Raw genomic sequence first — 12284 nt, 5'->3', positions numbered from 1 at the left:
TGCAGTAGAACTTAAAGAGAAGTGCGCATCAACGCAACTTCTGTTCCTGCATACCCCGACTGTGTCATCAACAACTGTCAGCCCTAATTCCATCGCTTCATCCGACATCTTAATAGTTGAAATCCTGCGAATGGTTGAGCATTCGTGAGAGAAACCCTTAAATACGAGGGACGGTTGTGAGCGTGCTTATTGCGCGCCAAACGCTCCCGCATACACCAACTTACGGTTGCCATAGTGCTTATTTCTCCAGAATGCAGCAGTGAGCCCCTGATATTACTCCAATAGCCCCGCGTGCAACCGTTAGAGCTCCGAATGCTGCTATTTCGCCGCAATAGCCGCTGTGGCAAACGTTACAGAAAACCGCCAGTCATGCTCGGCGATTCGTTCTACATACTAACGCACGTAATGGTTGTGAGCGTGCTTATTGCGCGTCAAACGGGCATTTCCACCAACTTACGGTTGCCACAGTGCTTATTTCTCTAGAATGCAGCAGTGAGCCCCCGATATTACTCCAATAGCCCCGCGTGCAACCGTTAGAGCACCAAACGCCGCCATTTCGACGCAATAACCATAATAGCAACCGTTGCAATTCGTCATCCGTCATCCGTCATCCGCCACCCGTTGCTCGACCCAACCCGAGCTCCGGCATATCCCCCTGTTCCGAGTTTTCTGAGGATAACACGTGTGGACAAGCCTCAAATCATTTAAACTAATAACAAATAAACAACGTATATGGGGGACTAACGGTTATGAATTTGGCACAAGAGCTTGAAAAGTTAAATATTCAACATGCGATCAAAGGCGAGGTAACCACGGAATTAAGGGACATTCTGCTTAAGCTGACCAAGGAGCGGCTGAGCGATCTCGCTTCAAGCTATAGTGTGCCGGGACGATCCAAGATGAACAAGTCGGCGCTGGCTGATGCATTAATGGAACGAATTGCAGATGGGAAAGAGGTCAGTATTGCGTTTCAGGTTGCCAGACAGAGAGATTGGGAGCTTGCTCAGCGACTGCTCCAAGTACCCTATCTGCATGATGACGGGATCGTACCGGGACAATATGTGTCACTTATGAATCGCGGCATGTTATTTTCCTTCTATTCGGATGAGAAGCTAACCTACCTTATTCCGTCCGAGATCCAAGAGGCGTACCGTCAGCTTCCGTTCAGCGAATTCATAGAATCGCGTGATCGTTGTCAGCTAGTTAGTCAGTATGTCGATGCATGCGTCAATTTGTATGGCGTTTGTTCCATCGGTACGGTATATGAAATTTATCTCGGGCAGCACACGAGTGCTGAAACGATGACGCCCGAGGAGTTTGCGCGGTCAGCCAAGCTGTTAATGAGCGATCGGCAGGCATGGTTCTATGAAGACGGGAATTTTATTAGCGAAGGGGTAGACGGTGAGGAGGAGCTGAAACGACTTCTTCATGGTATCGAGGACAAGCCGTATTACATTCCGGCCAAGCAGCAATTCTTGAAGTATGCAGACGACCTCTATTTCGACTGGACGCTGCAGCTGGAGAGCTTGAAGACCTTCTTATTAAAGAGTTTTCCGAAGCATGCAGTGTTAGTCGAAAATCTGGTCGACGAAATTCAGCTCGTCTGTCAAATGGATGAATCGATGGACGAGGTCATCTATGAGTTCGAACGAAGAGGGCTGGAATTTAATACGGAGGCGCAGTTTGAACGCTTCATTAAGCTTGTTATTGACGTGAAGAATAACACAAGACTGTGGGCTAACCGAGGCTACACGCCCAATGAGCTGAGACAGCTTACTAACGAACAAATTCCAACGTCTGTTTCCGTAGTGAAAGTGGGCAGAAACGACCCTTGCCCGTGCGGCAGCGGCAAGAAATACAAGAAGTGCTGCATGTAAGGGGTAGTTCAAAAAGTCCGCTTTTGATCACGAAGCATCACAAGTAGTATTTTCGGCGTCGAAACCTGAATGAAGCATTGACTTCCGGTTCTCACGTAGCACATCACTACGCTCCGATCCTCATTCTCTGCTTTCATCCAGCAGGGATACAAAAGAGTAGAGAATTTTACCCCCCTATCATGGAAATGTGAATCTTATGCGTCACAGAGGCGGGAACTATAATCGAATTGTAAAGAAGATTTCACATTATCGATCAGGGGGTCATCGAATGAAGAAGTCGATTTATCTGGGCATTACCCTTATCCTTGCAGCTTCCACGGTTCTGAGCGCCTGCGGCGACAAGAATGAATCGTCCTCCACAGAGAAAGATAACACGCAGACTGCAACGACGACGGACACGGCGAAGACGGAAACGGAAACGCCGGCTAAGGAAGAAGAGCCGAAGAAAGAAGAAGCGGAGCCGTTCACCGTATCGCTGCGTCACATCCAAATCAGCGACGCGCAGAAGTTCCGTAAAGCGATCCTTGATGATGTTGTTAAGAAAACGGAGGCGGATGTTCCGGGCCTGACGATCGAGCTCGACGGCGTTGAGGACCAAGTTAACCGGTTCACGAAGCTTCCAGCAGAGATGGCAGCAGGTAACCCACCTAAGATCTTCGATTTGTTCGGCGGCGCGGGCGATGCGCTCAAATATGCGAAGGCTGGACGCTTGCTCGATTTGACCCCTATTATTGCGGAACTCGGCATCGGGGATAAATTCCTGAACCTGAACCAATTCACGCTGGACGGCAAAGTATACGGCTTGCCAATCGGGGGCAGCACGGAAGGCTTCTTCTACAGCAAGCCGCTGTTCGAGAAATACGGCATCAAAGAACCGACCACTTGGGATGAGCTAGAAGCGGCAGCGGATACGCTGAGCAAAAATAAAATTACGCCGTTCGCAATGGGCTCCAAAGGCGCATGGGTACCAAACATGCTCGTCAACACGCTCATCGGACGTTATGCAGGACCAGAAGCGATCGACGGCTTCCCAGCCGGCTCGCAAGCATGGAACTCGCCAGAAGTAGTGGCAGCATTCTCGAAGTACCAAGAGTGGGAGAAAAAAGGCTACTTCACGAAAGGCGAGCTTGGTCTGGAGTATGCTGACATGCTCAACCAATTCGTTACGGGCAAAGCAGGCATGATGTTCGACGGCAGCTGGCGTTCGTCCGTGTTCAAGGATCAAGCGCAAGCCGGCGATCTGACGAACCAAGTAGGCTTCTTCACAATGCCGGGCGTGCCAAACGGCAAAGGCAATCAATTGGCTGTTAACGGCAACTACAGTAACGGCTACGGCTTCTCCGCTGATCTGACGCCGCAAGAGCTGACGGCGGTTAAAGCGTTCATTAAGAACATGTACAGCGAAGAAATGCAGCTTCGCGGCCTGCTCGAAGACGGCTTGCTGCCGTCGATGAAGCTGTCCGACGAATCCATCGCGAAGGTAGAGGATCCAATCGTTAAGCAAGTGATGCAAATTCTTGGCAACTCCGGCGGCGCATTCTCGCACTTCGACTCGACGGTAGCTTCCGATGTGTACAAAGAATCGGAATCGCAAATCCAGAAGCTGATCGCTGGCAAATCGTCGGCGCAAGAAGTGGCGGATGCCATGCAGAAGGTACAAGAGAAAGCACTTGCCGCTGCGAAATAATTGACATCATCGGCCAATGCTTGATAGAGGCGTCGCCCGCCCGATAGCGGGCGGCGCCTTTCTATCCTTATGAGGGGGCAAATCATGAAAAGCACGCTGAAAAATCCCTATGTATATGCGATGTTCGTTCTTCCTACCTTGCTGCTGTACTGCCTGTTCTTCATCTATCCGATGGCATCCTCTTCGTTCTATGCGTTCACCGATTGGAACGGACTCGAAGACTATTCGTTTATTGGATTCGATAACTTTACTACGGCATTCAACGATCCTGACTTCCGCAATGCGATCGTTAATAATATGTATTTCATCCTGTTCTCCGTCTTTATCCAAGTGCCTCTTATTATTTTCTTTGCCATTCTGATCGGGCAGATCAAACGATTCCAAGGGTTTTACAAAACAACGGTGTTCATCCCGTCCATCCTGTCCACCTCGGTCATCGGCATCTTGTGGGGCTTCATCTACGAGCCGGAGATCGGTCCGCTGAACAAGCTGCTATCCGTATTCGGCATCGATCCGATCTATTGGCTGGCGGATACGAAATGGGCAATGGTGTCCGTTCTCGCCGCCAACGCATGGCAGTGGATGGGCTTCTACATCGTGCTCGTGCTGGCCGCGATTCTAGCGATTCCGAGAGAAGTGAATGAGGCAGCCGAAATCGACGGCGCGAGCGGCAGACAACGTGCGCTGCTCATTACGGTACCGCTCATTCGTCCGATTATTTCCGTCGTTATTATGCTGTCGATCGCGGGCGCTATGCGCGTCGTCGATATTATTCTCGTCATGACGAAGGGCGGTCCTGTCGGCTCGACAGAAGTAATGGCTTCGTATCTCGTCAACGAGGCGATGGGCGTCGATCCGAACTATGGGTTTGGCACCGCGATTTCATTGATTATATTTGCCTTCGCTCTCGTACTGACCGCACTTTATCAGTTGACGTTCGGAAGAAACCAGGGAGGGAATGATTGATCATGCAACCGTTGCTTAAGCGCACCCAGCCTGCCGTTCGTAACCGAGTCGTCGTCCCGAAGAAAGTGAAGCGCGTATTGCCGCATGTTGTGTTGATGGCTTATGTGGCGGTTATTCTGTTCCCGTTCATATTCGTTGTCTTCTCCTCCTTGAAGGAGAGCAATCTGGAGATCGCGGCGCACCCGTTTGGCTTCCCGACGAAGCTGTATTTTCACAACTATGTAGAAGCATGGGTCAAGGCCAAAATAAGCGTATACTTCTGGAACAGTCTCTACTTATCAGTATCCTCATCTGTAGTCGGCGTATTGCTGGCTGCGGGAACGGCCTTCGCCCTTACGCGGATGAAGCTTCTCCGTACGAGTAAAATGATTTATCAGTTCGTGCTGATCGGGATGCTCATTCCCGGCAACGTACTATTCATCGCACAATATGTGCTCGTCATGAAGATGGGCATTCTGAATACGCATTGGGCGCTGTTCCTGCCGTATACGGCGGGCGCACTGCCGCTGAGCGTGCTGCTCATCGCAGCGTTCATGCGCAATATTCCAACGGATCTAGAGGAAGCGGCAGTCGTAGACGGCATGGGCGCCATTCGCATGTTCCTCGTCTTGATTCTTCCGCTCACGCTGCCAGCGCTTGTGACGGTGTTCATCGTCAACTTCCTCGGCGTGTGGAACGAATATTTGCTCGCGAATTTCTTCATTAGTAAAGATGCGCTCAAGACGCTGCCTACCGGTATGGTCGGCTTCCGCGACGCATTCCAGACGAACTACGCGCTCATCTGCACAGGTATCGTGTTCAGCGTGACGCCGGTGCTCGTCATCTACGCTTTCCTGCAGGAGAAAATTATTGAAGGCATTACGGCGGGAAGCGTGAAGGGATAACGGATTAACGAGCGAACGATATGAATAGGCATGAAATCTTCGTGAAGGAGCCGTGCAGCAGCCATGTCACTTCCATACAAACTGTTTGGCGCCTTTATGACGTTCATTATCGTTCCGCTCATCGCGCTTGGCTTCGCCCTCTACATTCTTGTCACGAATATGATTGAAGAGAAATATTCCGGACAAGCCGAGTTGACGCTCCGCGCGCTTACCCAGAGCGTGGGCTTCGTCTTCGGCGAAATGAACAAGGTGACGGACAGCACGATCGCCAGCGATGCGATCCAAGAGATGCTCAATAACGGCTATGAGACAGACTTGAAGGAAATCGACTACTTGGACCTGAACAAGGTTCAGCGTAATTTCCGTGACTTGCTGATCAACCACCCGTCGGTCAGCTACGCCTTTATGTACACGCTCAACAACGAGCGGATCAATCGCATTTTTACCAAAGAGCATTTCCAAGCCATGCCGTTCTCTCAATTCAAAAAGCAGGAGATCTACCAGCAAGTGCTTGACCGCAAGGGACAGCCGGTCTGGGTCGGACCTTATGAATACCCGGAGCTGACAGGCGTCGATCCGGTGTTCACGCAGATTCGGGTTGTCAAAGATATCGCCACACTTAATGACAAAGGGATTCTGCTCGTGCAAATTAAGAACTCCGGCATCGAGTCGGTGTTCCGTTACTTCCGCTACAAGCAAAAGCAGAGCACGACGGAGTTTCTAATCGTCAATGGCAAAGGACTTATCATGTATGACAGCAGCGAGAAGCTGAACGGCAAATTCATCGATCAATATGTGAAAAAACCGCTCGTGCTCGATACCACCTATCGAAGCGGCAGAGGCAAGTTCGACGGACAGGACAGCGTCATCTCAAGCATCGGAGCTGGCATTGAGAAAGAAGATTGGCATCTCGTTTCGATTACTTCTTGGAAGTCACTGTCGAGCGAAGTTGGCCTTTACTCCCGCTGGGTCGTTGGCATCCTGCTGTTCTGCGTATTGTCCGCGTGCTACTTCATTATGTTCTTCGCGAATCGGATCGCGAAATCGATTCTCCAGACGGTTAAGTTCATGCGCCGCGTGGAGAGAGGGGATCTGAACGCTCGACTGCCGATTAAAGGCAATGACGAGACAGTGCTGTTGGCACGGGGCTTCAATAGTCTCGTATCGCAGGTCTCGGAGCTGCTAACCGAAGTGAAAAGCGAGCAGGAGCGGAAGCGACACGCCGAGCTTCAGGCGCTTCAGGCGCAGATCAAGCCGCATTTTCTGTTTAACGCGCTCGAATCGATCAACGTGCTTGCGGTGCAGAATCAAGGCAAGAAGGTCAGCCAGATGGTCACTCGTCTTGGCAATCTGCTTCGGATCAGCATCATGCAGCGGGAGCAGATCACAGTCGAGCAGGAGCTTGATCATCTGCTCAGTTATCTCGGCATTCAGAAATTCCGGTTCGAGGAGCTGTTCGACTTCGAGATCGACATTCCGCCAGAGCTGATGCGGTACGCGATGCTGAAGCTTACGCTGCAGCCGCTGGTCGAGAACTGTATCCAGCACGGCTTCGAGGGCATCGACTACATGGGCCATATCCGCGTATCTGGACGTGAAGAGGGCGATGTACTCGCCTTTTATATCGAGGATAACGGCATTGGCATTCCGCCGGAGCGGCTCGCGGCGTTCAACTACGACCGACCGATGAAAGATATACGCCATGAGGATTCACCGCAAACGGGCGAGACTCGTGGGCTAGGCGTTTACAATGTCGCAGATCGCATCCGCATTCAATATGGCAGCCGATATGGCTTGTTTATATGCAGCGAGCAGGGCACAGGGACAACGATGAAGTTCACCATTCCGAAGAAGGATACCGGGAGTGTTGCACATGAGACTGAAGGCGCTGCTGATTGATGATGAAGTGCATATTCTGAGGAACCTGCAGATTGTCCTGCCATGGGACGAACTGGACTTAGAGGTTATCGGTCTGGCTAAGAATGGCGTGCAGGCGCTTGAGCTTGTGGCGGAGCATCATCCAGACATCATTCTGTGCGACATCCGCATGCCCGTCATGGACGGCATCGCGTTTCTTGGGAAGCTGCGCGAGCTTGGCGAGGAAGCCGAGGTCGTCATGCTGACCGGCTATCAGGATTTCGAATATGCACGCTCCGTTATGAAGTTCGGCGTACGCGATTATGTGCTTAAGCCGATTGACTACGAAGAGCTGACGAACATAATCGGCCGTCTCGCGGGCACGGTCCGCGAACGTGTACGAGAGCGGCATGCGGCGCAGGCGCAGCTTGGCCAAGCGATTCATCTCGCGCACGAGAAGATGCTCTACGACATACTGATGGACTATTCGTCCGTGCAGACGCAGTTCATGTTCGACGATGTCGAGGTTGACGCGAGCCGCTTCCGTTACATTCTTATGCTGGCCGATATTGATGACTACACGCACAAGTACCGGTTCACGTCCGAGCAGGATCGGAAGCTGCGCAATTTCGCCGTTCGCAACGTGCTGCAAGACGCCCTGCAGACCGAAGGGCTTCGTTATGCGGTGCTTCAAATGCGCGAGGGCGAGTGGTGTATTCTGCATGAGAAGGATGAAGCAGAGGCAGCTGTTGCTCTGACCGATGTTCGGCGCTGGGCCGAAATGCTGCAATCGGCAGTCGAGAGCCATGTCGGCGTCAAGCTATCCATCGGGGTGCACCCGCAGGAGATTCCGATTGATGAGCTGCCTCGGATGTACCGCTCGCTGCAGAAGACGGTGCATCTGGCGTCGGGCAAGGATCGCTCGATTCTATGGTCTGGCGAAGATGCTGCCGTGACCGATGGGGAAGAAACGCTGTGGGTGACGATCGAACAGCTGGTGTCAGCGCTGAAGCGCAACGATCGCGACGGCGTGGAGGCGGTGCTGCAGCAGCTGACGGCCCGCGTCCAGTCGACTCCGGGACGATCGCTCGCACATGCGGAGAAACTGGTCCATTTTTCCGCGCTGCATCTGATGCGGGAGATGCGTGATCTGAACGTGCTGTCTGCCGGAGAGGAGAAGGAAATCTGGACCGCCATGGAGCAGGCAACCCGCGTGAAGGATATGCTGGCTGTCGTCCGGCGCATTATGAATGCGGGCCTTGAATTGTCGATGAGCCGCAAGTCAGGCGACGTACTTATGCATGCCGCGAAGGATTACATTGGTACGCACTTATCTCGTGACCTCGGCGTTGACGAGGTGGCGGGCAGTCTCGGCATTAGCGCCAGCTACTTCAGTCAGCTGTTCAAGCAGTTTGTTGGATGCACGTTCGTCGAATATGTAACCGCGGAACGAATTGAGCTTGCCAAGTCGCTCCTGCTGATGACCGATCGAAGCATTACCGATATCGGACGGTCGGTCGGATATGCGGAGCGGCGATATTTTACGAAGGTGTTCCATAAGATTACAGGAGAAATTCCGTCTGAATATCGGGAGAAGCGAGCCGGCAAGAACAAGGAAACTTGGGGGGAATAAGCATGGTGGACCTATCGACATGGAGCTTGCGGGACAAAATCGGCCAAATCGTCATGTGTGGATTGGACGGTGCAACGCCGACGGAAGGCATCAAGCAGCTGATTCAGGATTATAAGCTTGGCGGCATTATTTATTTCCGTCGCAATGTCGGTCCAAGCAGCGAGGTGGCACGGCTGTCGGCTGCGCTTCACGCGTTGTCGCAAGAGGTGACGGACATTCCGCTCTGGATTGCGATCGACCAAGAGGGCGGCATGGTGTCGCGGATTGATCAGGACATTGCGCTGATGCCGGGCAATATGGCGATTGGGGCGACGGGCAGCCTGGCGTATGCCTATCGTACGGCACGGGTTTCGGCCGACGAGCTGCTGCAAATGGGCATCAATATGAATCTTGCTCCGTGTCTGGACGTGAACAACAATGCTGCGAATCCGGTTATCGGCGTCCGCTCTTTCGGCGAACGACCGGAGCAGGTGGCGGAATTAGGAGCGGCTGCAATTGAAGGCTTTCAGGAGGCAGGCGTGTCGGCGTGCGCGAAGCATTTTCCGGGTCATGGCGATACGTCTGCTGACTCCCATCACGAGCTTCCCGTCGTAGGGCATGACCATGATCGGCTGCATGCCGTAGAGCTTGTACCGTTCCGCCGGGCAGTGGAAGCGGGTGTCGACGCGATCATGACGGCGCATGTGATGTTCCCGGCCTATGAAGATTCAGGCGTCCCATCTACGCTGTCGGCGAATATCATTACCGGTCTGCTGCGGGAAGAGCTGGGCTATAACGGCGTTATCGTCACCGACTGCCTAGAGATGAAAGCGATCTCGGAGACGGTCGGCATTGGCAAGGGCGCTGTCATGTCGCTGCAAGCAGGTGTCGATCTTGTGCTTGTGAGTCACCGGTTGGATCGACAGCTGGAGGCATTCGAAGCGATCTATGCGGCAGTTGAGAGCGGCGAGCTGACCGAGGAGCGAATCGATGAATCGGTGCGCCGGATTGTCGACTTAAAGCTGCGCCGCGGTCAGGCTGGCAGCAGTGTTATCGGAGATGACGCCGCAATCGGATCCGAGACGCATCTCGCAGTAGCGCGTGAAGCAGCGGCGCACAGCGTAACGCTCGTTCGCAACGAGGAACAGGTCGTGCCGCTGCAGAAGGATGTTCCGACGTTCGTTGTCTGGCCAGAAGTGCGAACGAATACCGAGGTTGATGAGATCATTGCGCAGGATGCGACGATCGGCAGTGCGCTTCGTTCCTATATGGGCAGCGTTGAGGAGAGCATCATTGGAACAGAGCCAACGCCAGAGGAGATTGAACGGATTATGCAAGCAAGCGCTGGTTTTACACAGGTCGTCGTTGGCACGTACAATGCTTCCTTCTCTGCTGGTCAGACGGCGCTTGTGAACCAGCTGCTGAGTAGAGATGGCGTGAAGGTCATCGTGGCAGCGCTTCGCAATCCGTATGATCTGAACCAGTTCCCGGATGTACATGGTTACTTGGCTTGCTATGAGAACCGGCCGATTATGATGGAGGCGCTGGCGAAGGTGCTTGCAGGTGCTGCTGCACCGCTTGGTAAGCTGCCGGTTACGATCGCGGAGCAGTACCCTTGTGGACACGGCTTAGCTTAGTAGGACGGATCGACCGACTGCAGCCTTAACTCGCTTCATAAATAAAGCCCTGAATGAAGCGCGCTAAGCGGGTTCATTCAGGGCTTTCATTTTACGATTAGCTGCTGTAGCTGCCGTGTTTCTTTTTATAGATGCCATGGCCGTATTTCGGTTGTTGAGGCGGGTAGTAGCTGCCTTTTTTATAATCGCTGCTGCTGTGACTGTGATGAGGATAACCGTACTTACTATGCTGACCGTAGTGACCGTGATTGCCATGATGCTTGTGGCCTGTTAAGGAGCCAAGAAGACGATTCATCAAATGTCTTAACATGCGAGAAACCTCCTAACGATTCGGAACAGCTGAGAAGCTGAATGTACCTTTTCATACGTTCCTTACGCTTAGTGGTTTCAGCTTGGGACGCCTAAAGTATGCATCCGCGCTGGCGGAATTAGGGATGGAATAGAAACCAGCATGCTCCGTGCATCGTATGTGAGACCAAGGAGGCGATCGGGTGCTGGCGAAGTTCTGGGCATGGTGGAAGCAGTGGCGGATGAACTGGATGGATTATCCGCTTCGTCAAGGGATGGTATGGGCTGATCGCTATCGGATTGAGCAGTACATCGGTGAAGGCAGCTACGGGCAAACGTATCGCTGTACCGACGAGCACACAGGTAAGGCTGTCCTTCTGAAAAGGAGCAAGCCAAGCAAGCGAGCGGTAGGGCGGAGACTGCTGCAGCGTGAAAGTGACGTCCTGCAAGCGCTCCATCATCCGCAAATTCCGAGATGGCTCGGAGAGGCCGTTCATCGTCGCGAGGCTGCGCTGGTTATGGAACTAATTGAAGGACTAAGTCTGGAGCGATTAATGATGGAGCGGAGCCAGACGTATACGCAGCAGCAGGCGCTGCAAATGGTTCGTCAGCTGCTCCATCCGCTGAAGCATCTGCACGCTGCTGGTTTCGTTCATCGGGATGTACGTATTCCGAACGTGCTGGTTTGCGGCGATCGCGTCTACCTGATCGATTACGGTTTAGCCTGTCCGATAGGGGAAGAACAGCCGGTTGAAGCATCGGCATTATCTAGGAAGCATGAGCCAAGCGGGTTCGCCGACGGCTGGGAAGCGGTGAAGCAGCGGATGCGAGCGCCGGAGCCGGCAAGCGATTTGCACGGACTTGGCCATCTTTTTTTGTTCCTTATGTATGCCAGCTATGAACCTGCTGAAGGGCAGGAGGAGCGTAGCTGGGAGGAGGAATTGACGCTCGACTCCGAGGTGAAGGCATTCATTCAAGGGCTGCTTGAAGGATGTTGGTATACGGCCGCAGAGTGTGAGCAAGCGCTCCATGAGTTTGTCTACAGTGATGATTCGCGGAACAAGTACGATGGCGAAGTATACTAAGCTTTGCCAGATGAGATGCTATGCATATAGGAGTTGTAACGACTATCCCATATTGCTTCGTGGAGGCTAATCCGTGACCGACAGCATGTCCAAGCTCGCGTTATCGATCTCTGCAGTGAGTGGTTTCGCTTACTTGATCGTCTACGTTCGAACGAGAAAACGTGTCAGCAGCTATGTGGCTGAGGAATTGAAGTTTTACGATAGTACCAGCGGCGAATCGGAGGAGGAGCTGCAAGCTTTTCAGAATGAGTATCATGCGATGTCTTTGATCCCTCAATACATGATGATTTTGCTCGCGATGTCCGCGATTATTTTCGGATTGATGGGCGTGTTCGGACATTCAACGGAATAAAGTCGTATTCCTGTACCCCTGGGCCGCGAGAGGCTGAGG

10 protein-coding genes are annotated in these 12284 nt (G+C 52.8%); 9 read left to right on the top strand and 1 reads right to left on the bottom strand.

Annotation, left to right across the window (positions count from 1 at the left end; all coding sequences use genetic code 11):
- The first annotated feature begins 749 nt into the window (after positions 1-749).
- The 7 genes from DFQ01_RS19055 (at position 750) to nagZ (ending at position 10520) form a co-directional block, all read left to right on the top strand.
- On the top strand, positions 750-1877 hold the full coding sequence (locus DFQ01_RS19055; RefSeq protein ID WP_110045486.1) for an SEC-C metal-binding domain-containing protein: 1128 nt from the start codon (positions 750-752) through the stop codon (positions 1875-1877).
- Positions 1878-2145: 268 nt separating this feature from the next.
- Positions 2146-3564: an extracellular solute-binding protein gene (locus DFQ01_RS19050; protein ID WP_110045485.1), complete on the top strand. Its 1419-nt coding sequence runs from the start codon at positions 2146-2148 to the stop codon at positions 3562-3564.
- Positions 3565-3648: 84 nt separating this feature from the next.
- Positions 3649-4530, top strand: coding sequence for a carbohydrate ABC transporter permease (locus tag DFQ01_RS19045; RefSeq protein ID WP_110045484.1), 882 nt, complete (start codon positions 3649-3651; stop codon positions 4528-4530).
- Between the two features lie 2 nt (positions 4531-4532).
- A complete protein-coding gene (locus DFQ01_RS19040) occupies positions 4533-5414 on the top strand; it encodes a carbohydrate ABC transporter permease (RefSeq protein ID WP_110045483.1) in 882 nt (293 codons plus the stop codon).
- A gap of 63 nt (positions 5415-5477) precedes the next feature.
- Entirely contained in the window at positions 5478-7313 is a 1836-nt protein-coding gene (locus tag DFQ01_RS19035) for a cache domain-containing sensor histidine kinase (RefSeq protein WP_110045482.1), read from the top strand.
- Positions 7288-8904 (top strand): response regulator, encoded by a 1617-nt coding sequence (locus tag DFQ01_RS19030; protein WP_110045481.1) that lies wholly within the window; start codon positions 7288-7290, stop codon positions 8902-8904. Before DFQ01_RS19035 ends, DFQ01_RS19030 begins: the two co-directional genes overlap by 26 nt.
- A 2-nt stretch (positions 8905-8906) precedes the next feature.
- Complete coding sequence (gene nagZ, locus DFQ01_RS19025) at positions 8907-10520, top strand: beta-N-acetylhexosaminidase (RefSeq protein ID WP_110045480.1); 1614 nt, start codon at positions 8907-8909, stop codon at positions 10518-10520.
- Between the two features lie 97 nt (positions 10521-10617).
- On the opposite strand, the gene DFQ01_RS19020 is transcribed toward nagZ, so the two are convergent.
- Positions 10618-10830: a hypothetical protein gene (locus tag DFQ01_RS19020; protein ID WP_110045479.1), complete on the bottom strand. Its 213-nt coding sequence runs from the start codon at positions 10828-10830 to the stop codon at positions 10618-10620.
- 181 nt (positions 10831-11011) lie between these two features.
- Between DFQ01_RS19020 and DFQ01_RS19015 the strand changes: the two genes are divergently transcribed.
- Both DFQ01_RS19015 and DFQ01_RS19010 read left to right on the top strand, forming a co-directional pair.
- Positions 11012-11893, top strand: coding sequence for a serine/threonine protein kinase (locus DFQ01_RS19015; RefSeq protein ID WP_245946792.1), 882 nt, complete (start codon positions 11012-11014; stop codon positions 11891-11893).
- A gap of 73 nt (positions 11894-11966) precedes the next feature.
- The gene (locus DFQ01_RS19010) at positions 11967-12245 is read left to right on the top strand and encodes a hypothetical protein (protein ID WP_110045478.1); all 279 of its coding nucleotides are present in this window, start codon (positions 11967-11969) and stop codon (positions 12243-12245) included.
- The last annotated feature ends 39 nt before the right edge of the window (positions 12246-12284 follow it).

This window comes from Paenibacillus cellulosilyticus (genome assembly GCF_003182255.1).
Lineage (GTDB): Bacteria > Bacillota > Bacilli > Paenibacillales > Paenibacillaceae > Paenibacillus_T > Paenibacillus_T cellulosilyticus.
This window is presented reverse-complemented; position numbering and strand designations above follow the sequence as displayed.

Coding starts and splice junctions, on each gene's coding strand:
- DFQ01_RS19055 (WP_110045486.1), top strand. CDS start 750: ATGAATTTGGCACAAGAGCTTGAAAAGTTAAATATTCAACATGCGATC.
- DFQ01_RS19050 (WP_110045485.1), top strand. CDS start 2,146: ATGAAGAAGTCGATTTATCTGGGCATTACCCTTATCCTTGCAGCTTCC.
- DFQ01_RS19045 (WP_110045484.1), top strand. CDS start 3,649: ATGAAAAGCACGCTGAAAAATCCCTATGTATATGCGATGTTCGTTCTT.
- DFQ01_RS19040 (WP_110045483.1), top strand. CDS start 4,533: ATGCAACCGTTGCTTAAGCGCACCCAGCCTGCCGTTCGTAACCGAGTC.
- DFQ01_RS19035 (WP_110045482.1), top strand. CDS start 5,478: ATGTCACTTCCATACAAACTGTTTGGCGCCTTTATGACGTTCATTATC.
- DFQ01_RS19030 (WP_110045481.1), top strand. CDS start 7,288: ATGAGACTGAAGGCGCTGCTGATTGATGATGAAGTGCATATTCTGAGG.
- nagZ (WP_110045480.1), top strand. CDS start 8,907: ATGGTGGACCTATCGACATGGAGCTTGCGGGACAAAATCGGCCAAATC.
- DFQ01_RS19020 (WP_110045479.1), bottom strand. CDS start 10,830: ATGTTAAGACATTTGATGAATCGTCTTCTTGGCTCCTTAACAGGCCAC.